We start from the raw sequence: 24,512 nt of genomic DNA on the forward strand, positions 1-24,512 counted from the left end.
CTAAATAAAAACTATATAAATCAATTATTTGCAATCTCTACACACAAGTACTTAGCAAAAATTAGGGTTTATCACCCGATTAGCACTCATGTGTTGTGAGTGCTGATTATATAGGTCTGACTTCCTATATTTCAAGATCTTGAACCCATAAATTTTGTAAGGATTAATGGCTTTCCTATACTCAATATGGCTGGGGTAGGAAGTTTCCTACGGATAAATCAGCCTTAAGCCCTTTCGGCTCCAATCCGTCCTGCATAGACTGGACGGTCACAGATTGGAGAATGCTGATGAGCCCGAAATCCCGGCTGTACACCCTTGTAAAAGCATGGAAGAACAAACCCTTCCAGGAGGTCCGCGATGCTTGCTCGGAGTCTTGGTTAAGTCTAGGCCCCGAGGAAATCGCCGAACAACAATCTTGGTCAAAGCGGCAGGCGATTAGCCATGAACCGATTTTTAATCTGAAAGGCACAAAACTGACAGGCACTTTATATAGACCCCTTTTGGAAGCGAAGGATCTTCAACTCTTGCGACTATTGATGGAGGGCTTAGATACCATCGCTTTTTGGCATCGAAGCGGTCGCTCAATCTCAGGAGTTTTGCCAATTCCGTTTCATACCCTTTCTTCAAAAAACCATGTAGACGCATTCATTGATCTGATTCTCAATTCTCGACTGCCCGTGGGCTCATTGATTTTAGGCCTACAACATCTTTCTGATACGAAGCTCACACCAGATTCTGAGGAAGGCTTATCTCGCATCCGTCGACTTGGTGTCGGCATTCATCTTTTAGATTTCACCGCAACTCCAGAAGAGGTCAATCTGATAGAAAAATTTAGGCTTGAAGGTATTCATCTGACATTACCCCATTTTCGCAATCAAGAACTACCCACTCTCCTCATCTCTCAAATTCAAAGTGCTGGCACGAAGATATATGCCAGTCATTTGACCCTTGTGCATGATCTTGAAAATGCTAAACGTCTCCAAGCTGATTACTGCTATGGAGGCTTAATGATGCCTCCAGTAAGTCGCCATCAAATTTTTCATATTAATGACAGTCGTATTGCCAAAGCCATTTTTTCGCTGCACTCACATAACAACCTCAACCAAAATGGAGACAAATAATGAGAAAACAAGTGATGTTAGTAGATGACCATCCCGCTATGCTGATGGCCCTGAAAAGCATGCTGCAAGACCAATTACTTTTTGAAGTGGTTGGTCAGGCCCAAAATGGGGAGGAATGCTTACGCTCGATCAAGGAGATGAATCCCAATTTGATCATTCTCGATTTAGATATGCCCAAGACTGATGGTTTTGATGTCATTAGACGTATCGGTCTAATGTATCCAGAGGTACGTATTCTCGTGCTCTCAAGCCTGGATGAGTCGGTTTACGGAGGTCGAGTCCGCTCTTTGGGTGCACACGGCTTTGTCAATAAGACTGCTGGAGCTGACATCATTCTTTCCGCCTGTCTCGCTATTTCTCAAGGCTATAACTTCTTTGCGCATGGTCGAAATGGCAATAGCTCTTTGACAGATAACGATAAGTTAGCGCTGATTTCTGATCGCGAATTACAAGTCATGAAGTACCTCGGCAAAGGCAATACTAATCAGCAAATTTCTGACATGCTGCATATCAGCAATAAAACTGTGGCTACCTATAAGACGCGGGTCTTTGATAAGTTAGGCATTAATAATATTGCAGACTTAATTTTATTCTGTCGTAACAATCACATTATCGAAAGTTAATTTGGTAATGCATCGATTCATTTTTTTGAGTACGGCATTTGTCTGTCTAACGGCAAGTAACTTTGTGCACTCATTGTCTTTATCTTCGGAAGAGCAAAAGTGGGTCGATGCACACCCCATCGTACGATTTAGTATTCATGAGAAATATCGGCCTTACCTTAGCTCTGCTACAGACAAGGAGGGTGAAGGAATATTTAGAGCTCTACTGGATCGTTTAAGCGATCACACCCAACAAGAATTTCATCCGATTTGGCGACATTCTGATGCCGAGATCTTTCATCAGCTTACCTCTGGCCAAATCCATTTTGTGATTGATCCTCCTAACTTGAATCACAAGCCAGGCCCTGCCTTACTGCTATCTGATCCTGTGTTCTGGGGGCAAGATGTACTAGTGGGCTATAAAGGTGCTAACTTAGATGGCCCAAGGAGCAATAGCAAAGTGCTCTATTTTGATCGTGGCTATTCCAAGTTTCGGGATCAAGATTTAGCCCCAAACACCCCTAGCCCTAACTTAGCGAGATTAAGTGCTTCCCTCATTCAAAGAGAGGTTGAAGCCCTAGTGATGCCGGCCAGACTAGCCACTCAGCTCCTAAAGAAATGGAATCATCCCGAGATCGGCATCGTTGGGCATTATGGCCACCAACCCTTTCCCTATCGGTTACTGATGGCAGAAAATCATGCGCCCTTAGATCGGATCATTCAGCGCTTTTTAAACGATCTAGACCCACTTGAATCAGCAAATGACTTTGGCTTACCAAAACTTGCATCAATCGCGACAACTAAAGAGTCTAGTCATGCCCAATGGCTCTTGACATTGATTTTGCTATTGATCGGAGGGGCTTTTATTTGGGATCTTCAAAAGAAGCGGGCAGCACAAGATTTACTTGGCCAAACGCTATTGAAAGCGAAAAATATAGCTGAACAGGCTAATGCTGCAAAGTCTTCTTTCTTGGCAACGATGAGCCATGAAATACGAACTCCAATGAACGCTATTCTGGGCATACAAGAACTGTTACTCAATAATCCGAGTATTCCTCCCAATGAGAAGCTCTTACTCAAAAGCGCTCATAGCTCTGCTCAATCTTTACTGGGAATCTTGAATCAAGTTTTAGATCTATCAAAAATTGAAGCAGGAAAGCTCAGCCTTAATCCGGTTTCATATGATCTAAAGGCTTTGATTGACGATATTCATGCTTCTTTTTCGCCAATTGCAAAAAAGGGAGGCTTAATTCTTCACACTACGGTAGATAAAAGACTTGCAGAAGTGCTAATGGTTGATGGCTTACGCTTTAGGCAAATTTTGCAAAATCTCATCAGCAATGCAATCAAATTTACCAAAGAAGGTGAGATCTATTTTTCAGTGAGCGTGCTTGCGGATGATCATGCCGGTCAGCTCCTGGAATTTAGAGTCATTGATACCGGCATCGGAATGCGTTCTGATGAAATTGAATTAGCCCTTCAAGAATTTGAGCAGCTCTCAGTAACGGGTCAAGTAAATCAGAATAGTGCCATACAGGGCAGTGGACTGGGTTTGGCGATCACCAAACGCTTACTAGAGTCAATGGATAGTCACCTCTACTTTGACAGCGCACCGGGATTCGGAACCAATGTCCATTTTTCAGTTGCCCTTTCGAGAACAGGGGATGCAGCAGTAAGCCACTCAAGCCATGCGACAGCTCGATCTTATGTCACTGAAAGTATTACCGGCCGACAAAAAAACAGGGGACAAAATATTGCTGCTTTAGTGGTGGAAGATCATGCAGCTAGTCGCCAAATTTTATCCCTCCAACTTGAGGCTCTGGGGTTCAAGGTTTTGGTTTGCGAGTCTGGAACCAAAGCGCTTGATCTCATTGATGAGCATCATTTTGACTTACTGCTGACAGATCAGTCTATCCCAGGCATGCAGGGTTCCGAGCTTTCCAGAAAAATCAGGGCCTCAGGCAACACCGATCTGATTATTATTGGGATTACTGCCGATATCTATGCCCTAGAATCTCGTAGCGTATTCATGAGCGCTGGCATGAATAGCGTCTTAATTAAACCACTTAGCCTTAAGACACTCGAGAGAGAACTGAGGCAATATTTTTATTTCAATGAAGAATCCTCCAACGATCTGGGCGTTGAATATTCATTCGACAATTTTGGTCCACTTCTTCAAAATGATCCAAACAAAATATTGCTCGTTCTTGATGAAATTCAAAAGGTTCATGATGAGTCACTAAAGGCACTCCGGAACTCATATTCGAAAGGAAAGCTCTCCCAGAAGGACTTTGAGCAGTTGCTTCATAAAATCAAAGGCGGCGCCGCCCTTTTGAATGCAAAACAGTTCATAGCGGATTGCATGATCCTGGAGGCAGACACTCATTTAGAAAGCAGAATTTCAAGCCTGATTGACTTATTAGAGGAGCAGAATTTACTGATCGAGAGATACAAGAATAGATTAGCGATAGCTCCCAAAAATGAATGTTTTAATGGAATCCAAATTACGCCTAGAATCTAGGAATGTCTTTACTTAAGCCACTAAAAATTCTGACTTTATTGCTGGTGTGTCAGCTTGCTCATGCTGCACCAGATCAAATGCTCCATTCGCTACCGAAGGCTGTTTTAACTAGCCTAGAAAAGAATCAAATTTCTCCTGAGGCTATGGGGGTTTCAGTTATGGAGATTCTTAAGACGGGGTCAGGAAAATCTGAAGCGAGAGCAGTCTTAGATTGGAACGCCAGTAAGCCCATGAATCCAGCTTCAACCATGAAGCTCTTAACTACACTCACTAGCTTGGAAGTATTGGGTCCAGGTTATCGTTGGCGCACTAATTTATATACTGATGGCCTCATTCGACAAGGTGTTCTCAAAGGCAATCTTTACCTCCAGGGGAGCGGGGATCCAAAGCTTATACCTGAAGAGTTAGCCAAGATGATGCAAGCATTACAGAATCTTGGCATCCAAAAGATTGATGGCAACCTCATCTTTGATAGAAGCGCTTACGCTAAAGACGTTATGGAGCAGCAATCTATTGACGGGGAAGAATCTCGCGCTTACAACGTTTCCCCCGACCCTCTACTCTACTCATTTCGAACCTTATCTTTCACCTTGAGTAAATCGCGTACGGCAGATTTCATTGATGTTAGCTATACGCCCACCCTATCTCAATTGACCATCAATAATCAACTAAGACTAGTGAATCAATCTTGTGATAACTGGAAAAAGAGAATTGCTTTTGACTTGATTGGCAACAATAAGCAGAACATTGGAGAAAAAATACTTACAGCAAACTTTAACGGCTATTTCCCCGCTACCTGTACTAATGCTGCTTATAACGTGGTTGCAATCGATGCCAATACTTTTTTAACCAAAGGCTTCTCTGCAGCTTGGGAGCAATCTGGCGGGACTTGGGCGCAAGCACCCGATGGCGAAGACGGGACAGTACCAGTCTCCGCCAGACCGCTACTGCAATTTGAAGGAATTAAGCTTACAGATGATGTTCAGGACATCAATAAGTTTTCTAATAACGTCATGGCTAGACAAGTCTTACTGACACTGGCTTTAGAGAAAGTGGGTAAACCCGCGAGTGTCGAGAACGGTGATTTAGTCATTCGGAGCTGGCTAAAAAAGATGAATCTACAGTTTCCGGAGCTTGTCATTGAAAACGGGGCTGGTTTATCTAGAAATGAAGCCATCACTCCAGAACATATGAATCAGCTGTTAGTGCTTGCTCGAAGCCTTCCAACAGGAGATATTTTTTATAACAGTCTACCGATTGCTGGAGTAGATGGCACGATGAGAAATCGTTTGTTAGTTCAATTGCGTAAATTTCTTCATCTACAGAAAAAACCGGAAGCTCGAATTAAGACAGGGTCACTCTCTGATGTACGCTCGATATCAGGATATGTAGTGAGCAAGTCTGGAAAAATATACGCCGTCACTGCGTTTATTAATGATCCAAATGCCAATAGAGGCATTGAGGCGCAAGATCAGCTGTTGTCTTGGCTACTAGAGGATGGTCCTGAGCCAAAGCAAGCACGCTGAAGCCGGTCTCTAACCCCATCCCACTCCTCGCCTGGGGGTGGCTCCGGTATCAGAATCAAATCCCAACCCTGCTCATCTAAGTCCCGCAACGTTCTATACAAACGATTTGCAAAATGGCGTGGATTGCTTGAAATCAGTATCTCTTCTACATCAATCGAGGGGTGATCTTCTAAACCTAAAGATGATTCTGAATCCCAAACAGCAACTGCAACTCGAGACTTGATGTCGGGGAATTCTGTGAGTGTATCCAGCACCTGTCCTGAGGAATACATTCTTAAGGGAGTGTTGGGAGCGTAGTGAGCTCGTAAGCTACCCGATACCCTCGGTAAATTTTGGTGCTCGAGATTATTTTGCTCGCCTGGTCTGACAACCTGAATGCCTGTCTTTGCGAGAATTTCGGAGGGCGTAATGGCGCCGGGCCTCAAGAGCACAGGGGAGCCTTCGGAGGACAAATCCAAAATAGTGGATTCAATTCCGACTTCGCAATCCCCTCCATCCAAAATCATCAAATCCAGAGTGTTTTCAAACTCACTTCGCACATCAGCTGCATTTGTTGGCGAAATTTTTCCGAAACGGTTTGCTGAGGGAGCAACAATACCGCCTTTAAATTTTCTTAATAGAGCTTGTGCAACAGGATGTGCAGGGGCGCGAATTGCGACGGTATCTTGACCTCCGGTAACTTCGGTCAAAACACTTTTATCTTTCTTAAAAACCAAAGTCAGGGGGCCTGGCCAAAAGGCATTAACCAAAACCAGCGCTTGTTCCGATATATCACGTACCCATGGGCTTAGTACCGCACTCCAATCAATTTCGTTTTGATCGAACCGATCTGGTGCAGCAACATGAACGATCAAAGGGTGGTTTGATGGTCGCCCTTTGGTAGCAAAGATTTTCTTTACCGCCTCAGGGTTTTTGGCATCAGCACCCAAGCCATAGACAGTCTCAGTCGGAAAGGCGACTAACCCTCCCTCCCGGAGAGTTTGTGCTGCTTCACTAATCACCACTGAAGATTGAAGTGAGGGAATATTGTTAGGCATTGCCTACGGCTCAATTCCTAATTCTGAAGCAACTGCAGCGCAAGTTGCTCTAGCGTCGTCCAAAGTTTCACCGAGACAATTAACGTGCCCCATTTTTCTACCGATACGGGGAACCGACTTGCCATAAAGATGTAATTTTGCGTCTGAGTGACCTAATACCTTATTCCATGCCGGCTCTTTAGCTTGATCATCAATCCCCTCAAACCAGAGATCGCCCAATAAGTTGAGCATCGAAACGGGGGCCAGTAATCGGGTATCGCCCAAAGGAAGGCGAGCCATTGCTCGGACCTGCTGTTCGAACTGACTGCTAATGCAGGCATCCATCGTGTAGTGTCCAGAATTATGGGGGCGTGGGGCAATTTCATTGGCGATGATTTCACCGTTCTTCAACACAAAAAACTCAATACACAAAACCCCAACATAATCAATTTTTCGAATGAGTGCTTTGGCAGCCTCAACAATTTTCTTTTCTTGCTCTGACTGTAATGATGGTGCTGGAACTGTAGAGGTATGCAAAATACCGTCACGGTGAATATTTTGCGAAACCGGATAAACCACTACGGTATCGTCATGACCTCGTACTGCAAGAGCTGAAACCTCAAAATCTAAATCCATACGCTTTTCTAATACACAAGGCACGCGTGCAAACTCATTCCAAGCAGCATTTAACTCTGCAGCATTTTGAACGGTGATTTGGCCTTTACCGTCGTAACCCATTCGAGCAGTCTTCAAAATTCCGGGTAATAAATCTGCAGGCACCTGCGCGATATCGGTATCATGCTCAATCACAAAATGCGGTGCTGGGCCAATATTGGTTTCAGCCTTCCAAGTAGCTAAGAATTTTTTTTCAGCAATGCGGTTTTGCGCCAGGGATACGCAGGCGCTTCTAGGTGCAACAAAAGCGCCCAGAGATTCAAGCTGATCTAAAGCTTGTGCAGGCACATTTTCAAACTCGGTGCTGACAGAAGCACAAAGTGATGCCATTTCTGTGAGTGCTTTTAAGTCTAGATAGTCAGCCTGAATAAATTTTTCTGCGATCGATCCAGCAGGACTCTCAGCATCCGGGTCTAATACGCAAACTTTGTAACCCATTGCTTGAGCAGCCTGGGTAAACATTCGACCTAATTGACCACCACCTAAAATTCCAAGATAGGAGCCCGGCAAAACGGGCTCTAAACGCTGAACCATCTGATTTAATATCCTGGCAGATTCATTGAACGCGCAGTTTCAGATTGTTTAGCGCGAAAAGCCTCTAGCTGCTGTGCCAAGGCTGGATCTGAAATTGCTAAATTTGCAATGACATGTAAAGCAGCGTTGGCTGCACCAGCTTCACCAATAGCAAAAGTAGCTACAGGAATCCCTTTAGGCATTTGCACAATCGAAAAGAGGGAATCCTCGCCACGAAGATACTTACTAGCCACCGGAACACCATAAACTGGAACGATTGTCTTTGAAGCCAACATACCTGGTAAATGAGCGGCGCCGCCGGCACCAGCAATAATGGCTTGCAGGCCATTATGACGTGCTTGCTCTGCATACTGAAACATATCATCAGGCATGCGATGAGCGGATAAGACTTTGGCTTCGTGAGCGATACCAAATGAATCTAGCATTTGAGCAGCGTGTTGCATGGTGTCCCAATCTGAATTGGAGCCCATCACGATTCCGACTACTGGTTTTTTGCCCAACTTCTCACTCATTTACTTCTCCGGAGCTAATTTCTTGTATAAGTTTCTATTATCCCAGCCTTTTACTGGGTTTTGCTAGGTGAACTTAACCTGCCTGGGTCAAACGCGCTAGCGCCTCACGGTACTTTTGAGCAGTTTGTTCAATCACAGCTACTGGCAACTCAGGGGCTGGGGGGCGCTTAGCCCAAGGCTTGCCATTAAGCTGAGCAGTCTCCAGCCAATCACGGACAAACTGCTTATCATAGGAAGGGGGATTGGAGCCCACATGATAGGTTTCAGCAGGCCAGAAGCGAGAAGAATCAGCTGTCAGGATTTCATCCATCAAGACTAGATCACCATTTGTATCAAGCCCAAACTCAAACTTGGTATCGGCAATGATGATGCCGCGACTTGCAGCATATTCAGAGGCCTCTTTATACAAACGAATGCTAACGTCGCGGATTTGCTTAGCTAGCTTCTCACCAATGAGTTCAATCACTTGCTGAAAAGAAATATTTTCATCGTGCTCACCAATCTCGGCTTTTGCAGCAGGGGTAAAAATGGGTTCAGGCAGCTTCTGCGCATTCTCTAAACCTTCAGGCAAAGTAATGCCGCAAACCTTGCCTGTCTCTTGATAATCCTTCCAACCACTTCCTGCCAAATAACCACGCACAACCGCCTCAACCAAAATTGGCTTAAGACGCTTAGCCACAACCGCACGACCCTGAACTTGTTCTACTTCCTTAGGAGCGACAACTGAAGCTGGATCAATACCGGTGAGATGATTTGGAATGACATTTGCTAATTTATCGAACCAAAAATTAGCCATTTGATTGAGCACAATGCCCTTCTCAGGAATAGGCTGACCCATCACCACATCAAAAGCAGATAAGCGATCGGTGGTAATCATGAGCAACTTATCATCGCCCACAGCATAAACATCACGCACCTTACCCTTTGACAGCAGAGGCAAGGATTGAATAGAAGTGGAATATAGAGCAGGCATTAAATTTTCACTTTACGATTTGGGCTAATTCACCACTGCGATAGCGCTCAGCCATTTTCTCTAGTGAAATGGGCTTGATTTTCGCAGCCTGTCCAGCTGAGCCAAAGGCTTCGAAGCGAGCAATACACACTTTCTTAGCGGCTTCACGCGCAGGCTTTAGATAGTCGCGGGGATCGAATTTACTTGGGTTTTCAAATAAGTAACGACGAATTGCGCCAGTCATCGCCAAACGAATATCGGTATCAATATTAATCTTACGTACGCCGTTCTTAATACCTTCTTGAATTTCTTCAACAGGAACTCCATAGGTTTCTTTCATATCGCCACCAAACTCACGAATCTCAGCCAATAATTCTTGAGGCACGCTAGATGAGCCATGCATCACCAAATGCGTATTCGGAATACGAGTATGAATTTCTTTGATCCGCTCTATTGCCAAAATGTCACCAGTTGGCTTCTTGGTAAATTTATAAGCGCCATGACTGGTTCCAATCGCGATTGCTAAAGCATCGCATTGGGTGGCTTTCACAAAATCAGCAGCTTGCTCAACGTCGGTAAGCAACTGCTCACGAGTCATCATTCCGTCAGCGCCGTGACCATCTTCTTTATCACCTTTCATTGTTTCCAAAGAGCCTAGGACGCCCAATTCAGCCTCTACAGTGACGCCAATAGAGTGGGAAAACTTCACCACCTCTTTTGAGACATCTACGTTGTACTCATAGCTGGCAACAGACTTACCGTCTGCCTCGAGGGAACCATCCATCATCACACTAGTGAAGCCGCTCTTAATAGCAGCCATACAGACCGCAGGGCTTTGTCCGTGGTCTTGGTGCATCACAACTGGAATATGAGGATAAGCCTCTACCGCTGCAGAGATGAGGTGCCTTAAAAAGGCTTCGCCAGCATATTTTCGAGCTCCTGCTGAGGCTTGCATGATGACTGGAGAACCCACTTCATTAGCAGCTTCCATGATGGCTTGAACCTGCTCAAGATTGTTTACATTAAAGGCTGGCAGACCATAGCCATTTTCTGCGGCGTGATCCAAAAGTTGGCGCATTGAAACTAAAGACATAGTGTGTTCTCTTAATCTAGGGTTAAGTGGTTAATTAATTAGCTTACTTTACGTGAATAATTTTGAGGGTATTGGTGCCACCAGGCTGGCCCATTGGCTCACCAGAGGTTAAAACTACGGTATCGCCCTCATGAACAGCCCCGATATTTTTTAGACATGACTCAACTTCACTCAAAGCTGTTTCACGGTCTGAGCTGTAGTTCAAGCTCAGAGGAATGACATTGCGATAAGTACTCAGAGCGCGCTGTGTCGCAATCTTGGAGGTGAGCGCATAGATCGGTACATGGATATTGTGACGACTCATCCAAATTGGAGTAGAACCAGAGTCAGTTAAAGCTGCGATGGCTTTTGCATTGAGATGATGGGCCGTGAATAAAGCTCCAAGAGCTATCGTTTGATCGATGCGACTGAAAGTTTGGTCTAAAAAGTCTGTATCCAACTTCACATTATCTGATTTCTCAGCTTCAACACAAATCTCTGCCATTGCTTTAATCGTTTGCACTGGGTACATTCCAGCTGCAGATTCTGCGGATAGCATGACAGCGTCAGTTCCGTCTAAGACGGCATTAGCTACATCGCTCACCTCTGCACGCGTTGGAACGGGGGCATTAATCATTGACTCCATCATTTGGGTTGCGGTGATCGTAAACTTGTCTGCCTCACGCGCTAATGTGATCATACGTTTTTGTAATGCTGGTACCGCAGGATTACCAACCTCAATCGCTAAATCTCCGCGCGCAACCATAATGCCATCACTCTCCTGAATGATGCTGAGTAATGCATCGGTTTCAATCGCTTCAGCACGCTCTACCTTAGCAATCGTTTTGACTCTACCGACTTTATGCTTTGTACTCGCTGCATCCGCTAGCTTGCGGGCATAGGCCATATCGGCGCCATCTTTTGGAAAGCTAATCGCCAGAAAATCCACGCCCATAGCAATAGCTGCATCCAAGTCGACAATATCTTTTTCAGTTAATGCAGGAGCAGTCAGGCCACCACCAGCGCGGTTAATTCCTTTGTTATTGGATAAAGGACCACCCTGCTCAACGCGAGTGAGAATTTCACCGCCGTTTACGCTTTGCACGCGCAATACGACTAAACCATCATTTAATAAGAGTCGATCATTGGGCTGGACATCGCTAGGTAATTCTTTGTAATCGAGGCCGACACGATCTTGATTGCCCATCTGACAATTGACGTCCAGGATAAAGTCAGCGCCCTCTTTGAGTTGAATTTTGTTTTCTGCAAACTTACCAATCCGAATCTTGGGACCCTGCAGGTCTGCCATGATGCCGACCTCTTTGCCAAGCTCAGCTGAAATACTGCGTACTAAATCGTGACGCGCCTTGTGGTCAGCAATCGTGCCATGTGAGAAATTCATTCTCACCACATCTACGCCAGCCAGAATCATCTCTCTTAAGACTTCTGGCTTTTCAGAGGCTGGCCCTAAGGTGGCAATGATCTTGGTTGCTCTTAACATGCTTAGTCTTTCGCTCTTTCAGCCAGAACCTCAAAGGCGGGCAAGGTTTTACCTTCGAGGAACTCCAAGAAAGCCCCGCCCCCAGTAGAAATATAGTCAACTTGATTCTCAATGCCGTACTTTGCAATTGCTGCCAGAGTATCGCCGCCGCCAGCAATTGAAAACGCTGGAGAGTGGGCAATCGCCGCAGCTAGCATCTTTGTGCCGCCGCCAAATTGATCAATCTCAAACACACCAAGCGGGCCATTCCAAACAATCGTTCCTGCATGCGCCAACATAATGGATAGTCTTGCTGCGGTCTTGGGTCCAATATCCAAAATCATGTCGTCTTCCGCAACTTGATCAGCGGGCACACGATTAGCACGCGCTAAGGGAGAGAGCTCATTAGCCACTACGACATCTTCAGGAATAGGTACATGCGCGCCGCGCTTTTCCATGAGCTCCATAATTTCTTTGGCTTCATTAACCAAGTCTGGCTCAGCTAGTGATTTGCCAATTGGCAACCCTTTAGCCAACATAAAGGTATTTGCAATTCCACCACCCACAATTAGCTCATCCACTTTTGCAGATAAGGCTTTAAGAATCGTTAACTTCGATGAGACTTTTGAACCAGCAACAATCGCAACTAGCGGGCGCTTTGGATCAGCCAAGGCCCGACTTAGTGCATCTAACTCTGCTGCCATCAGCGGACCTGCGCACGCAACGGGTGCAAATTTAGCAACACCATACGTTGTAGCTTCAGCTCGGTGCGCAGTTCCAAAGGCATCGTTTACATAGACATCGCACAATGCCGCAATCTTTTTAGATAGCTCATCCGTATTTTTCTTTTCGCCCACATTCAAACGACAGTTTTCCAGCAATACCAAATCACCAGGCGCAAGCTCAAAACCACCATCAACCCAATCACTAATTAAAGGAACTTTGCGATTGAGCAACTCGGCAATTCGATGAGCCACAGGAGCCAAGCTATCTTCAGGTTTAAATTCGCCCTCAGTTGGTCGCCCAAGGTGGGAAGTCACCATTACTGCAGCCCCGGCTTCTAAACAAATTTGTACCGCTGGCATCGACGCCCGAATCCGAGTGTCCTCTGTAATATTGCCTGCCTCATCCTGGGGAACATTCAGGTCAGACCGAATCAGGACCCGTTTTCCCTTTAGTAGACCGGCTGCGGCCAAGTCACTTAAGCGTTTCACTTTAAAAAGGGTGTCTGACATAGAAAATAAAGGCGGTATTGGTTAGGTTTATAGGTAGTTCTCCATTCTAAATCCTCCAAGTTCCTACCCACCTAGAGATTTAGCCTACCTGCTCTACAATAAGGTTTCGAAGGCATTCCGAATCCGGGAATTAACCCATTTAGCGCGCCTTCCACTTAACCTAGACTGATCTGGAATAAAAGGTAGAAAACATGTCGATGTCTGACCGCGATGGCTTTATTTGGTCCGATGGGAAGCTAATCCCATGGCGCGAGGCCAATATTCATGTCCTGACTCATAGCCTGCATTACGGCATGAGCGTATTCGAAGGCATCAGAGCCTATAAAACCCCTCAAGGAACGGCTATTTTTCGCCTTTCAGACCATGTTAAGCGCTTGATCAATGGCACCAAGATATTCCAGATGAAACTGCCCTTTAGTGCTGAGCAAATTGGTCAAGGGATTCAAGAAGTCGTCAGTAGCAATAAATTAGAGTCTTGCTATATTCGCCCAATCGTTTTCATTGGCTCCGAAAAGCTTGGGATCTCCCCCAAGGGCAATACGATTCATACCTCAATTGCAGCTTGGGAATGGGGTGCATATCTAGGCGAGGATGGCCTCAACAAGGGTATCCGAGTCAAAACCTCGTCTTTTACCCGCCACCATGTCAATTCTTCCTTGGTCAGAGCAAAAGCATCTGGCTACTACATTAACTCTATCCTAGCTAACCAAGAAGTTACCGCCAATGGTTACGATGAAGCCCTTCTACTAGACATTGAGGGTTATGTTTCGGAAGGCTCTGGAGAGAACTTGTTTATGGTTCGTAATGGAGTGATTTACACCCCGGACCTGGCCTCTTGCCTTGAGGGCATCACTCGCGAATCCGTGATGCAGATTGCCAAAGACCTTGGCTACGAGGTAAAAGAGAAGCGCATCACACGTGATGAAATCTACTCTGCTGATGAAGCCTTCTTTACTGGTACTGCTGCCGAAGTAACACCGATTCGTGAATTAGATGATCGCACAATCGGTGATGGCAAAAAAGGTCCGATTACTGCCAAAATTCAAGACACTTACTTTTCCGCGGTTTATGGGAAAAATGATCGTTATCAATCTTGGCTAACCTACGTAAAGTAATCATTTCAATCATCGGGAACTCATATGAGTGAAGCAAATATTGTGATGGTGGACGGCAAAGATCTGCCTTTGCACTGTCCAACTAATAAAACTCCGAGCTGGAACTCTCATCCACGAGTCTTTTTGGATATCACTGATACCGGCGAAGCGAAGTGCCCATACTGTGGCACCGAATACAAACTCATTCCTGGAACAGCGCCCCACGGGCACTAAATCCATTCGCATCTCCACCAATATTGAGATGCGTCATCGGGATACCCTCTTATGTACCGTATTCTGATCATTGCCCCTAACTGGATTGGAGACGCTGTTATGTCTCAGCCTTTTTTGGCGGCACTTAAGCTCAATTACCCCAAGGCACAAATTGATGTTTTGGCTACTCCATGGGTAGCCCCAATATACCGAGCATGTCCAGAAATTCATTCTGTAATTGAAGCCCCCCTTGAGCATAAAAAATTGCAATGGGCCTTGCGCAAGCAATTAGCACAGGGCTTGAAAGCAAAGTCTTATCAGGCTTGCTATGTCTTGCCTAATAGCTTTAAATCTGCACTCATTCCATGGCTGGCAAACATTCCATTTCGTATTGGTTATCGTGGTGAAGCGCGCTTTGGTCTCATTAATTTTGCACTGAACAATCCAAGCAAAACAGAGCGGCCTCCGATGGTTGAGCGCTATTTAGCACTAGCCCATCTTCTTAATAACGAGGGGCAAGCCCAAAATATCGGATCGCCAGTTCCCAGCTTACAAAGCTCTGCTGAAATCACTCACACCACGCAAGATAAATTAGCGCGTGCCAATATCAAACCACATGCACTGTATATCTTCTGTCCCGGTGCAGAATATGGTGTCACTAAGCGCTGGCCAGCAGAGTACTTTGCAGAACTCGCTAAAAAGATCTTGGGTCAGAACATCGAAAATCAAATTATTTTATTAGGCAGCCAGAGCGATCATCACTCAGGTCAAATAATTGCTCAGCAAGATCCGGGCAGAATTCATAACTGGTGCGGGCAGACTTCGCTTGATGAAGCGATGGCAGTCATTGGCCTTAGTAAGACTGTGATTAGCAATGACTCTGGGTTAATGCATATTGCGGCAGCCCTGAAGAAGTCACAAATTGCCATCTTCGGATCTAGCGACCCCAAACATACCCCGCCTCTATCCAATAAGGCACAAATCATTTGGCTGAACTTACCCTGTAGCCCTTGTCATCGCAGAGAATGCCCTTTGGGGCATCTAAACTGTCTCAAGGAAATTTCCCCAGAACGGGTGTTTAATAGCATTACCGCAGAATAAGAACTCACTCAGAAAGCCAACATGTCAAAACTTGCCAGACTCTTTCATAACGCAGATGACGTGGTTGATGCTTGGCGTGAGGCCCTCAGAAATCGGGATGTACAAACTGCTCTCGATATTTGGCTTGATGATGATTCCATTACTTGCGTTTTACCAGAAGGTCAGCGCCTAACGGGTCATGCAGAAATTCGGGATGGCCTTGAGAGATTGTTGTCCAAACAGCCCTTATTTCTGGAGCCAATTGCCTGCATTGGTCACACAATTCTGGGTGCAGCAATTTATGACACCACTGAAGCCGTCCATTTGAAAGCAGATCAAATTGAAGCGGCTTTCTTTCTGAACATTACTTTGGTATTACTGCAGGATAGTCAAGGATGGCGGATCGCTCATTTACATGCCAGCCACTCTACTGAAGATACTTTTGATGCCCCTACGACTCTTCATGGTCTACACTAAATCTATTCGATACTAACCACTAGTTTTACCCAGATCTTTTTGCTCTTCCTGAAAACGTCTCTGCATATCTCTTAAGCGAGCATCGATCATAGAGGCTTGGTAAAAATCAGATCCCCCTATTGATCTGGCAATTTTCAGCTGCTCAATTGCTGCATTCCAGGACCCCTCCAAAGCATATTTCTCACCTAAAGCGTAATGGCGCATTGGATCATTTTTTGCCTGATCATAAGCTTGAGATAAGAGCCCCCACCAAAGGATTTCATTTGGCTGAGCTTTAGTGTGCGCCTTCAGCCATGAAATTGCCTCATTGGTTCGCCCCATTTTGAGCTCAGCATTGATGAGGGCGGCACCTGCTGCATAAGATTGGGGGTATGCCTTTAAGGTAGCCTGCGCAATCTGTAGAGCATCGTCATTTTTTCCTTTGGCAAGCGCCAACTCAGAAGCAGTGATATCTAAGGATAGGCTCTGTCTTTGCACAGAAGAGTTCGGTGCAATTTCTGCATGGGCAACTTTACGAGCGTCTTGAAGGTAAGCTTCAGCCTGATCAATTTTTCCCTGGCGTTGTGCAATCAGAGCAAGGCCATACAGACCTTCCATTTGCTTTCCGGGTTGCGCTTGTTTACTCAGGCTGTCAAAAATATTCTTGAGATCATAAAGTCCACTAGTTGTTCCAGACTGCTCCAGTCGAGCGCGGGCTTTAATAAAGTAAAACTCAATATTAGTTGGAACGGTGCGGTTAGGCATGGAACGAACCCGATCTTGCATATCCGCGATGCGATCCGTTGTTAGGGGATGGGTGCGAACATAGGCAGGCACACCGCTATCCATAATGCCAGTGGCTTTTTGTAAGCGTTGAAAGAAATCTGGTGCTCCATGAATGTCGTAACCGCTGCCACTCAAAATCTGAAATCCCACTCGATCTGCCTCTCGCTCTGCATCACGAGAATATGAAAGCTGATTATTGACGGCAATAGCTTGACCGCCTTGCATCAGCCCAGCAGCAGCACTAGGGTTTCGCGAAGCTGCAAGAGCACCCAACACCATACCCGCCAAGGCGATCATCGTATTGGTCGATTGCTTATCCAGCTGACGCGCCATGTGTCGCTGCAGAACATGCCCAGTTTCGTGCCCCATCACCGAAGCCACTTCGGAATCTGTTTCGGCGCTCACAATTAAGCCCGTATGAAAGCCGATAAATCCACCAGGCAATGCAAAAGCGTTAATCGAGCTATCTTTGACAGCAAAGATTTCATACTGATAAGAGCCACTTCCTTGCTCATTGGCACCGCCCAATTGCATGCGTTTGGCTGATTGCAACAGACGTCTTTCCATCTCATTCAAATAATCGTAAAGGGGTAAATCATTCGAGTAGTCCGGATCCGGCCGAATTTGTCGCATGATCATTTCGCCATACTTACGTTCATCAATCCGACTTAACGCATCTCCACCCGGGTCGCCCATGTCTGGAAGAATAATATTTGGCTGGGTTGGAGCCGCTGAGCGTGTGGGTAAATTAGCAGAGCGGGCATCGGGGGATTGCATGGCTCGCCCAATATTCTGAATCGCAGCTGAATTTCCCTCGACAGAAACATCTCCTGAAGGGGCCGCAGACGCCGTATTGGCACCCCATGCCAATTGCGTATTACTCGACATCGTCAGAATCATGACCAGAAAATAGGTCAGATAACGCCGAGCAAGGGATGTCAAATACGATATTTTTATATCATCCATCCCTATATGGTAAAACTAATCCATGAACAAACTTACCCATTTTGATGACAGTGGCCAAGCCCATATGGTTAATGTTGGAAATAAACCCAATACCCATCGGATTGCAGTTGCCTCAGGTCGCATCCTCATGCAGGCAGAAACCCTTCAGATGATTGAAGCGGGTAGCCATAAGAAGGGTGATGTTTTAGGCATCGCCAGAATCGCAGGGATTCAAGCCTCCAAGAAAACATCTGACCTGATTCCACTTTGTCATCCCCTCGCCCTGACACACGTCAGCTTAGAGTTTGAGTCAGACCTAAAAGAGAACTCTATCCACTGCACGGTTCAAGCTGAAACTACCGGCCCTACCGGTGTTGAAATGGAAGCGCTCACCGCAGTCCAAGTTGCCCTCCTCACCATCTACGATATGTGCAAAGCAGTAGACCGCGGCATGGTAATAAGTGAAGTCAAACTACTTGAGAAGAGTGGTGGTAAATCTGGAGAGTGGAAATCCAATAAGTAAATTGAGGTCGCATCTAGCGACCTCAAGACTCATTTAGAAGTCCTGCATTCTGAAGGCAGCAACTGAGGCAATAGGTTCGTTTCTGCCGACCTACAAGTCCAACCGCCAGCCCAGGTTGAACCCTCAGGTTTTGATAAATCAATTGGCCTGGGGATATTTGCATCAGGATCATTTGTGGGAACTAGATGCAAAGTATTCTTTCCTTCAGGCGCAACACTCACTTGGTAATCAACGGCAATTACTCCCGATCGAGTAATTTCAATTTCCTTAACGCTTCTAGTTGGGTTAAATGAGAAGGACCCTTGAGTGGCCTCATCCATCGAGACAGTCCCACGGCTGGCAAAAGCTTCCGTTACAGCAAGTTTTGCACTAGAAGCCAAATTCATACCCTCAACCACGCGACTACGGGCGATATAGTCTTGATACTGCGGTACCGCTATTGCAACTAATATTCCAATGATGGCCACAACCACCATTACCTCAATTAAGGTAAATCCCCGTTCTTGCTCATCAAGCAATTGATCATCCAATCGAACTATTTTTTGCATATCAAAATCTCCTGAGGTGAAAAGCAAGATCTTCAACCTTGCACCAAGAAATTTCTACCCCTCCTAAAGTCAGAAAAGCCAGTATTGAAGACTGGCTTTTCTGAAAAAGATGCACTCTTAAAGTGATCTACCCTAGGGTCTTGCTAGCTTCTTTCTTTTTTAAATAACTTCCTAGTAAGATCACAATCACAACACCAATCCCCTCAAAAATCATATGGGCATCAGCCATAGCCGCTTGCATTGAATCTTTAATTGCAGGATCCTCAACCAACATTCCACCGGCCAGCAAACCCAAAAGGCCCGCACCAACAGTAATGATGACTGGAAAGCGATCCATCACCTTGAGCAACAGAGAGCTACCAAAAATGATCAGCGGAATAGAAAGCCCTAAACCGACTATTAACAAAATAAGGCGTGTTTCCTCAGGGCCTTTTTGAGCGGCTGCAGCAACTGCAATCACATTATCAAGGCTCATGACCAGATCAGCCACTAAGATTGTTCGTATAGCAGCCCAAATATTAGAGTGCCCATGAAGCTCGTCTTCCTCACCGCTATCAGCCAAGAGTTGAACTCCGATATAGACCAATAAGATAGCGCCAATGATTTTTAAGTAAGGAAGTGCCAATAACTGGACTGCCGTCACAGTCAATATCACACGCAAAACAATAGCGGCCGCACTTCCCCAAAAGATCGCCCGCTTTTGCTGATCTTTAGCAAGATTACGGGAGGCCATCGCAATTACCACGGCGTTATCGCCAGACAGGAGAATATTTGCAACGATGATGGATAGTAAAGCTGTCCAGAATGGCGCTTCTGATAAAACTGAAAAGTCCATGTTGTCTCCTACATTATTTTTATTTATGAACTACATCATAGGGCAGACTTTTTTGCCTGCCCTATGTCAAAACAAGCTTTTTACAACATTGCCTTCAATAAAGCTGCCATCTCAGATGGATTCTTAGTCACTTTAAAGCCACACTCCTCCATCACGGCTAATTTGGCATCTGCAGTATCGGCTCCACCAGAAATCAATGCGCCGGCATGGCCCATGCGCTTGCCGGGAGGGGCAGTGACACCCGCAATAAAACCAACGATGGGCTTTTTCATATTGTCTTTACACCAACGTGCTGCTTCGGCCTCATCAGGCCCACCAATCTCACCAATCATGATCACTGCATCAGTATCGGGATCTTCATTAAACATCTTCATGATGTCGATATGTTTTAGACCATTGATAGGGTCGCCACCAATACCAACAGCAGTGGATTGACCTAAACCGATTGCGGTGAGCTGACCCACAGCCTCATAAGTCAAAGTTCCTGAGCGGCTAACAACCCCAATGCGACCTTTTTTATGAATGTGTCCTGGCATGATGCCGATCTTGATTTCATCAGGCGTGATGATTCCAGGGCAATTTGGCCCCAGCAATAAAGTCTTTTTACCGCCAGCCGCTTCCTTAGCCTTCATCTTATTGCGCACTTCCAACATATCTCTGACGGGAATGCCTTCAGTAATGCAGATCACAAAATCAAGATCTGCTTCTACTGCCTCCCAAATAGCCGCTGCGGCACCTGGAGGCGGTACATAAATGACTGAAGTAGTTGCACCAGTTTGCTGAGCAGCCTCTTTGACAGTTCCATAAATCGGAATATTGAAAATCGACTCGCCTGCTTTTTTGGGATTTACGCCAGCAACAAAACAATTCTTGCCGTTGGCATACTCCTGGCATTTTTCAGTATGGAACTGACCGGTCTTACCGGTAATTCCTTGCGTAATCACTTTAGTATTTTTATTAACCAATATAGACATTTTCAGAGTTCCCTGATTATTTGTTTTTAGCAACAGCGGCAACAACTTTGGTTGCAGCTTCAGCCATGGAGTCAGCGCTGATGATTGGCAAACCAGATTCAGCCAGAATCTTTTTACCTAACTCTTCATTGGTACCCTTCATGCGCACAACTAAAGGTACAGTCAGATTGACTGCTTTACAAGCAGTTACTACACCATCAGCAATCACATCACAACGCATAATTCCACCAAAAATATTGACCAAAATTGCTTCAACATGTTTGTTCTTCAGCATAATCTTAAAAGCTTCGGTCACCTTCTCAGCAGTAGCACCACCGCCGACATCCAAGAAGTTGGCTGGTTCGCCACCGAATAACTTAATCGTATCCATCGTTGCCATTGCTAGACCGGCACCGTTCACTAAGCAGCCAATGTTGCCGTCCAAGGAGATATAAGCAAGATCAAATTTAGAAGCCTCAATCTCGGCTGCATCTTCTTCGTCGATATCGCGATAGGCAACGATTTCTGGGTGGCGATACAGGGCGTTTGGATCAAAGTTAAATTTGGCATCTAAGGCCTTAATCTTGCCGTTGCCTTCGAGAATCAATGGATTAATCTCGACCAAGGATGCATCGGTATCCCAATAAGTCTTGTAGAGGTTTTTAAATACATCGCGAGCCATCGGTATCGACGCATCCGGAATACCAATACCCTTAGCTACCGTATCGCACTGCGCGTCTGTCAAACCAATCAATGGATCAACAAACACCTTAATAATTTTTTCAGGATGGGTGGCAGCAACTTCTTCAATATCCATACCACCTTCGCTAGAAGCCATGATCACATTCTTTTGTGTGCCACGGTCAGTCACGATGCTGAAGTAATACTCTTTTTTAATATCTGCACCATCTTCAATCAGCAAACGGTTAACCTTCTGACCATCTGGACCGGTTTGATGTGTCTTCAATTGCATACCCAAAATCTCTGAAGCATATTTTTTTACCTCATCCATGCTCTTAGCCAGCTTCACGCCACCGCCCTTACCTCGGCCGCCCGCATGAATTTGCGCCTTCACCACCCAAACAGGTCCGCCCAGTTTTTGAGCTACAGCCAAAGCCTCATCAACACTAAATGCAGGTATGCCATTAGGAACTGGCACATTAAATTGGCGCAAAAGTTCTTTGCCTTGGTACTCGTGAATTTTCATAATGACTCCGGAAACGGTATCTTTTGATGGAAGTGATGTGGATTAGTAAGGCCAACTTCACCCTCTAGTCAGAGATTTTCACCCATGCTTGTGACAAGCAAATTGAATAAATCTGTCAGGCTTTATCGACCTCTGAAGTCTAGCATGCTGCAACGCCGCAAGATGGCCTGATCTATCCGTAATTCCCCTAGTCTAGGGAACGGCCGCCAACAATCTTGATCACCACATCGGCACTAAAGCCCTTTGAAGCCAGAAAACGGTACTGCCTGGCTCGTTCTTTCTGATCCTCAGCCAGAACTCCAAACTTTCGTTCCCAAAGCTCTTGGGCCCGCTCTCGCTCGGTTTCCCTTAATCCCTGCATTAAGGTGCTGGTCTTTGTGGGATCAACCCCAGCCTGTAAGAGCTCATCCTGAATTTTGCGTGCCCCATAGCGCTCACTTCGACGCCGCACAAGGGCTTCAGCAAAGCGCTCATCCGAGAGCCAGCCGCAAGCCTCAAAATCATCGAGGACTGCCTCTATCTGTTTCGTTACATCAGCTGCAGCCAGTTTGGGCTCAGCATCACTAGCCGATAGCTCTTTTTTCATCGATCGCGCCATCGACTCTTGTAACTTAGCAGCCAAACCCTTACGGCTATATTCTTTTGAAGATAAAAGGCGCAAAGCCCGAGCTTTTAAACTCGGGCTTTGTTTGGCTTTACCGCTAAATTCAGACATCGAATTATTCGACTTCCTCTTCTTCGCCTATTACATCTGCTACTACTGCTGTACCGGCTTTGACACCCAACTTCTCACGTATTTTGCTCTCAATATCCTTAGCAATTTCTGGATTCTCTTTTAAGAAATCGCGGACATTATCTTTGCCTTGACCAATACGATCGCCGTTATAGCTATACCAAGAGCCCGATTTTTCAACTAAATCTGCCTCAACACCCATGTCGATAATCTCGCCTTCTCTAGAGATACCAGCGCCATACATGATGTCGAAAATAGCTTCGCGGAATGGTGGTGAAACCTTATTCTTAACGACCTTGACGCGGGTTTCATTACCAACAACTTCGTCACCCTTTTTGATGCTGCCAATCCGGCGAATATCCAAACGCATCGATGCGTAGAACTTCAGAGCGTTACCGCCGGTAGTAGTTTCTGGGGAACCAAACATCACACCAATCTTCATCCGAATTTGGTTGATGAAAATGACTGTTGTATTGGTCCGCTTAATGGCGCCAGTCAATTTACGCAATGCTTGACTCATTAAACGCGCCTGTAAGCCTGGCAATGAATCACCCATATCGCCTTCAATCTCTGCTCTTGGTACTAAAGCTGCTACGGAGTCAATGACGATTAAGTCAATTGAGCCTGAGCGCACTAATGCATCGGTAATTTCCAATGCTTGCTCACCAGTGTCTGGCTGAGAGATTAGTAAATTATTGACATCCACACCCAAGCGGGATGCGTACTGCACATCCAGAGCATGCTCTGCGTCGATAAATGCGCAGGTTCCACCTAACTTTTGCATTTCTGCAATGGCATGCAAGGTTAAGGTTGTTTTACCGGAAGATTCTGGGCCGTAGATTTCGATGACGCGACCACGTGCTAAACCACCAACCCCAAGTGCAATATCCAAACCCAATGAGCCACTGGATACGACCTGAATATCTTGGCTGATCTCAGCATCGCCCAATCGCATGATGGAGCCTTTGCCGAACTGCTTTTCAATCTGCGCTAATGCTGCTGTTAGCGCCTTTTGCTTGTCTCCGCTCATCCCCTCAAACTCTGAAGAGGCTGATTTTTTCTTATCATCCAAGGCCATTTTGATTCCTTTTTCGCTATGTTTAGGGCTATTTCCCGTAGATTTACTGGCTGCTTAACAACTTAGCAGTTACTGTATATAAAAACAGTAGTTCTTGCAAGCCCTCATGCCAAGGAATTTACAGATTTTTCTTTCAGACCCTGTCGCTTGTTGTTTTATTCCAATAGAAAAATAAGGGGATAGCGACAGCCCACACTAAAGATATCAGGACCATACCAGGCAATTTATCACCCATACCCCAGTTACCCGCTCCCAACTTCATTCCCGCCTCGTATGAGAGGGGTCCTGCAATTGCTCCCAGTGCAGCCCCCAATATGGGCCTCCCTTTTAACCAGATCAAAGAGCCATTGATCGTGCTGGCGACCAATACCCATAGCGCCCACATCCAAGCAGGGGATAAATATTGACTGGGCCAAAGATCATTAAAGCCCAAAAAGCCTAAATTCATTATTAGTGAGTCAGTACTCACTCCGTATATAAACGCTTTGCATAATAGAACCCCCTCCGCCTTCCGATCCTCAGATTGCCATATATGAAAAAATACATAGAGCAGGGTTCCAAGTACCGCCCAGAATGCCTGGTTATGGGCTGCACCCAAAACACAAGCAAACCACCCTACTTGAAAGAAAATAAAGTTCCAAACTTTAGCCATCATTCATTAAACCCCAGATATGAAAAAGGCCACTGCGAAACGCAATGGCCTTGGATTTGGTGGCGAATCAGGGATTTGAACCCCGGACCTGCGGATTATGATTCCGTCGCTCTAACCAGCTGAGCTAATTCGCCGAACTCATGATTATAAGGTGAAAAAGAAC

Annotated in this window: 24 protein-coding genes and 1 tRNA gene; 9 read left to right on the forward strand and 16 right to left on the reverse strand. The window is 45.7% G+C overall.

The features are described 5' to 3' along the window. The first annotated feature begins 287 nt into the window (after positions 1-287). From AOC06_RS07480 to dacB, 4 genes are read left to right on the forward strand one after another with little or no spacing between them, the layout of a single operon-like run. Positions 288-1,121, forward strand: a complete 834-nt coding sequence (locus AOC06_RS07480; protein ID WP_215379880.1) for a diguanylate phosphodiesterase — start codon at positions 288-290, stop codon at positions 1,119-1,121. Then, positions 1,121-1,744 (forward strand): response regulator transcription factor, encoded by a 624-nt coding sequence (locus tag AOC06_RS07485; RefSeq protein WP_215336245.1) that lies wholly within the window; start codon positions 1,121-1,123, stop codon positions 1,742-1,744. Before AOC06_RS07480 ends, AOC06_RS07485 begins: the two co-directional genes overlap by 1 nt. 7 nt (positions 1,745-1,751) lie before the next feature. After that, a complete protein-coding gene (locus tag AOC06_RS07490) occupies positions 1,752-4,244 on the forward strand; it encodes an ATP-binding protein (protein ID WP_215379882.1) in 2,493 nt (830 codons plus the stop codon). Positions 4,245-4,246: 2 nt separating this feature from the next. Further along, positions 4,247-5,770, forward strand: a complete 1,524-nt coding sequence (gene dacB / locus AOC06_RS07495) for a D-alanyl-D-alanine carboxypeptidase/D-alanyl-D-alanine endopeptidase (protein ID WP_215379884.1) — start codon at positions 4,247-4,249, stop codon at positions 5,768-5,770. Here the strand turns inward: dacB and AOC06_RS07500 are convergent. The 7 genes from AOC06_RS07500 to AOC06_RS07530 form a co-directional block, all read right to left on the reverse strand. Then, a complete protein-coding gene (locus AOC06_RS07500) occupies positions 5,716-6,807 on the reverse strand; it encodes an L-threonylcarbamoyladenylate synthase (RefSeq protein WP_215379886.1) in 1,092 nt (363 codons plus the stop codon). The two genes, dacB and AOC06_RS07500, sit on opposite strands and share 55 nt — an antisense overlap. A gap of 3 nt (positions 6,808-6,810) precedes the next feature. Then, positions 6,811-7,995 (reverse strand): 5-(carboxyamino)imidazole ribonucleotide synthase, encoded by a 1,185-nt coding sequence (locus AOC06_RS07505; RefSeq protein WP_215379888.1) that lies wholly within the window; start codon positions 7,993-7,995, stop codon positions 6,811-6,813. 5 nt (positions 7,996-8,000) lie between these two features. Next, on the reverse strand, positions 8,001-8,507 hold the full coding sequence (purE, locus tag AOC06_RS07510; RefSeq protein WP_215351890.1) for a 5-(carboxyamino)imidazole ribonucleotide mutase: 507 nt from the start codon (positions 8,505-8,507) through the stop codon (positions 8,001-8,003). Positions 8,508-8,580: 73 nt separating this feature from the next. Further along, positions 8,581-9,480, reverse strand: a complete 900-nt coding sequence (locus AOC06_RS07515; protein WP_215379891.1) for a phosphoribosylaminoimidazolesuccinocarboxamide synthase — start codon at positions 9,478-9,480, stop codon at positions 8,581-8,583. A gap of 7 nt (positions 9,481-9,487) precedes the next feature. Further along, a complete protein-coding gene (fba, locus tag AOC06_RS07520) occupies positions 9,488-10,552 on the reverse strand; it encodes a class II fructose-bisphosphate aldolase (RefSeq protein ID WP_215379893.1) in 1,065 nt (354 codons plus the stop codon). A gap of 43 nt (positions 10,553-10,595) precedes the next feature. Next, complete coding sequence (gene pyk / locus AOC06_RS07525) at positions 10,596-12,032, reverse strand: pyruvate kinase (RefSeq protein WP_215379896.1); 1,437 nt, start codon at positions 12,030-12,032, stop codon at positions 10,596-10,598. Positions 12,033-12,034: 2 nt separating this feature from the next. Then, the gene (locus tag AOC06_RS07530) at positions 12,035-13,246 is read right to left on the reverse strand and encodes a phosphoglycerate kinase (protein ID WP_215379899.1); all 1,212 of its coding nucleotides are present in this window, start codon (positions 13,244-13,246) and stop codon (positions 12,035-12,037) included. A 191-nt stretch (positions 13,247-13,437) separates the two neighbouring features. Between AOC06_RS07530 and AOC06_RS07535 the strand changes: the two genes are divergently transcribed. Genes AOC06_RS07535 through AOC06_RS07550 form a run of 4 tightly spaced genes read left to right on the forward strand, consistent with a single transcriptional unit; the run spans position 13,438 to position 16,110 of the window. Then, positions 13,438-14,361 (forward strand): branched-chain amino acid transaminase, encoded by a 924-nt coding sequence (locus AOC06_RS07535; RefSeq protein ID WP_215336265.1) that lies wholly within the window; start codon positions 13,438-13,440, stop codon positions 14,359-14,361. Between the two features lie 24 nt (positions 14,362-14,385). Next, entirely contained in the window at positions 14,386-14,574 is a 189-nt protein-coding gene (locus AOC06_RS07540; protein ID WP_215336267.1) for a zinc-finger domain-containing protein, read from the forward strand. Positions 14,575-14,625: 51 nt separating this feature from the next. Further along, the gene (gene waaF, locus AOC06_RS07545) at positions 14,626-15,654 is read left to right on the forward strand and encodes a lipopolysaccharide heptosyltransferase II (RefSeq protein ID WP_215379902.1); all 1,029 of its coding nucleotides are present in this window, start codon (positions 14,626-14,628) and stop codon (positions 15,652-15,654) included. A 21-nt stretch (positions 15,655-15,675) separates the two neighbouring features. After that, complete coding sequence (locus AOC06_RS07550) at positions 15,676-16,110, forward strand: nuclear transport factor 2 family protein (RefSeq protein WP_215379904.1); 435 nt, start codon at positions 15,676-15,678, stop codon at positions 16,108-16,110. A 12-nt stretch (positions 16,111-16,122) separates the two neighbouring features. Here the strand turns inward: AOC06_RS07550 and AOC06_RS07555 are convergent, their stop codons facing one another. After that, positions 16,123-17,841, reverse strand: coding sequence for a M48 family metalloprotease (locus AOC06_RS07555; protein WP_255879932.1), 1,719 nt, complete (start codon positions 17,839-17,841; stop codon positions 16,123-16,125). A gap of 22 nt (positions 17,842-17,863) precedes the next feature. On the opposite strand from AOC06_RS07555, the gene moaC reads away from it, so the two are divergent. Next, positions 17,864-18,343: a cyclic pyranopterin monophosphate synthase MoaC gene (gene moaC / locus AOC06_RS07560; protein ID WP_215379906.1), complete on the forward strand. Its 480-nt coding sequence runs from the start codon at positions 17,864-17,866 to the stop codon at positions 18,341-18,343. Between the two features lie 29 nt (positions 18,344-18,372). On the opposite strand, the gene AOC06_RS07565 is transcribed toward moaC, so the two are convergent. The 8 genes from AOC06_RS07565 to AOC06_RS07600 all read right to left on the reverse strand — a co-directional run bounded on the left by AOC06_RS07565 (position 18,373) and on the right by AOC06_RS07600 (position 24,483). Beyond that, the gene (locus tag AOC06_RS07565; protein ID WP_215379907.1) at positions 18,373-18,891 is read right to left on the reverse strand and encodes a pilin; all 519 of its coding nucleotides are present in this window, start codon (positions 18,889-18,891) and stop codon (positions 18,373-18,375) included. A gap of 127 nt (positions 18,892-19,018) precedes the next feature. Beyond that, entirely contained in the window at positions 19,019-19,726 is a 708-nt protein-coding gene (locus AOC06_RS07570) for a TerC family protein (protein WP_215379909.1), read from the reverse strand. 80 nt (positions 19,727-19,806) lie between these two features. Continuing rightward, positions 19,807-20,700, reverse strand: coding sequence for a succinate--CoA ligase subunit alpha (sucD, locus tag AOC06_RS07575; protein ID WP_215336282.1), 894 nt, complete (start codon positions 20,698-20,700; stop codon positions 19,807-19,809). Positions 20,701-20,716: 16 nt separating this feature from the next. After that, positions 20,717-21,886, reverse strand: a complete 1,170-nt coding sequence (gene sucC, locus AOC06_RS07580) for an ADP-forming succinate--CoA ligase subunit beta (protein ID WP_215379911.1) — start codon at positions 21,884-21,886, stop codon at positions 20,717-20,719. A 187-nt stretch (positions 21,887-22,073) separates the two neighbouring features. Beyond that, a complete protein-coding gene (locus AOC06_RS07585; RefSeq protein ID WP_215379912.1) occupies positions 22,074-22,601 on the reverse strand; it encodes a regulatory protein RecX in 528 nt (175 codons plus the stop codon). A gap of 4 nt (positions 22,602-22,605) precedes the next feature. Then, positions 22,606-23,691, reverse strand: coding sequence for a recombinase RecA (recA, locus tag AOC06_RS07590; RefSeq protein ID WP_439650702.1), 1,086 nt, complete (start codon positions 23,689-23,691; stop codon positions 22,606-22,608). Positions 23,692-23,830: 139 nt separating this feature from the next. Beyond that, positions 23,831-24,352, reverse strand: a complete 522-nt coding sequence (locus AOC06_RS07595) for a DUF2878 domain-containing protein (protein WP_255879933.1) — start codon at positions 24,350-24,352, stop codon at positions 23,831-23,833. A 54-nt stretch (positions 24,353-24,406) separates the two neighbouring features. Then, positions 24,407-24,483, reverse strand: a tRNA-Met gene (locus tag AOC06_RS07600). Between the last annotated feature and the right edge of the window lie 29 nt (positions 24,484-24,512).

It is taken from the genome of Polynucleobacter paludilacus (genome assembly GCF_018687595.1).
Lineage (GTDB): Bacteria > Pseudomonadota > Gammaproteobacteria > Burkholderiales > Burkholderiaceae > Polynucleobacter > Polynucleobacter paludilacus.

Excerpts from the sequence above, each read along its gene's own strand:
- AOC06_RS07500 (WP_215379886.1), bottom strand. The coding sequence starts at position 6,807 with ATGCCTAACAATATTCCCTCACTTCAATCTTCAGTGGTGATTAGTGAA.
- moaC (WP_215379906.1), top strand. The coding sequence starts at position 17,864 with ATGAACAAACTTACCCATTTTGATGACAGTGGCCAAGCCCATATGGTT.
- AOC06_RS07585 (WP_215379912.1), bottom strand. The coding sequence starts at position 22,601 with ATGTCTGAATTTAGCGGTAAAGCCAAACAAAGCCCGAGTTTAAAAGCT.
- sucD (WP_215336282.1), bottom strand. The coding sequence starts at position 20,700 with ATGTCTATATTGGTTAATAAAAATACTAAAGTGATTACGCAAGGAATT.
- AOC06_RS07515 (WP_215379891.1), bottom strand. The coding sequence starts at position 9,480 with ATGCCTGCTCTATATTCCACTTCTATTCAATCCTTGCCTCTGCTGTCA.
- AOC06_RS07595 (WP_255879933.1), bottom strand. The coding sequence starts at position 24,352 with ATGATGGCTAAAGTTTGGAACTTTATTTTCTTTCAAGTAGGGTGGTTT.
- AOC06_RS07540 (WP_215336267.1), top strand. The coding sequence starts at position 14,386 with ATGAGTGAAGCAAATATTGTGATGGTGGACGGCAAAGATCTGCCTTTG.
- AOC06_RS07480 (WP_215379880.1), top strand. The coding sequence starts at position 288 with ATGAGCCCGAAATCCCGGCTGTACACCCTTGTAAAAGCATGGAAGAAC.
- AOC06_RS07485 (WP_215336245.1), top strand. The coding sequence starts at position 1,121 with ATGAGAAAACAAGTGATGTTAGTAGATGACCATCCCGCTATGCTGATG.
- AOC06_RS07505 (WP_215379888.1), bottom strand. The coding sequence starts at position 7,995 with ATGGTTCAGCGTTTAGAGCCCGTTTTGCCGGGCTCCTATCTTGGAATT.
- AOC06_RS07490 (WP_215379882.1), top strand. The coding sequence starts at position 1,752 with ATGCATCGATTCATTTTTTTGAGTACGGCATTTGTCTGTCTAACGGCA.
- AOC06_RS07550 (WP_215379904.1), top strand. The coding sequence starts at position 15,676 with ATGTCAAAACTTGCCAGACTCTTTCATAACGCAGATGACGTGGTTGAT.
- purE (WP_215351890.1), bottom strand. The coding sequence starts at position 8,507 with ATGAGTGAGAAGTTGGGCAAAAAACCAGTAGTCGGAATCGTGATGGGC.
- AOC06_RS07530 (WP_215379899.1), bottom strand. The coding sequence starts at position 13,246 with ATGTCAGACACCCTTTTTAAAGTGAAACGCTTAAGTGACTTGGCCGCA.
- AOC06_RS07570 (WP_215379909.1), bottom strand. The coding sequence starts at position 19,726 with ATGGACTTTTCAGTTTTATCAGAAGCGCCATTCTGGACAGCTTTACTA.
- AOC06_RS07555 (WP_255879932.1), bottom strand. The coding sequence starts at position 17,841 with ATGGATGATATAAAAATATCGTATTTGACATCCCTTGCTCGGCGTTAT.
- sucC (WP_215379911.1), bottom strand. The coding sequence starts at position 21,886 with ATGAAAATTCACGAGTACCAAGGCAAAGAACTTTTGCGCCAATTTAAT.
- waaF (WP_215379902.1), top strand. The coding sequence starts at position 14,626 with ATGTACCGTATTCTGATCATTGCCCCTAACTGGATTGGAGACGCTGTT.
- fba (WP_215379893.1), bottom strand. The coding sequence starts at position 10,552 with ATGTCTTTAGTTTCAATGCGCCAACTTTTGGATCACGCCGCAGAAAAT.
- dacB (WP_215379884.1), top strand. The coding sequence starts at position 4,247 with ATGTCTTTACTTAAGCCACTAAAAATTCTGACTTTATTGCTGGTGTGT.
- AOC06_RS07565 (WP_215379907.1), bottom strand. The coding sequence starts at position 18,891 with ATGCAAAAAATAGTTCGATTGGATGATCAATTGCTTGATGAGCAAGAA.
- AOC06_RS07535 (WP_215336265.1), top strand. The coding sequence starts at position 13,438 with ATGTCGATGTCTGACCGCGATGGCTTTATTTGGTCCGATGGGAAGCTA.
- pyk (WP_215379896.1), bottom strand. The coding sequence starts at position 12,032 with ATGTTAAGAGCAACCAAGATCATTGCCACCTTAGGGCCAGCCTCTGAA.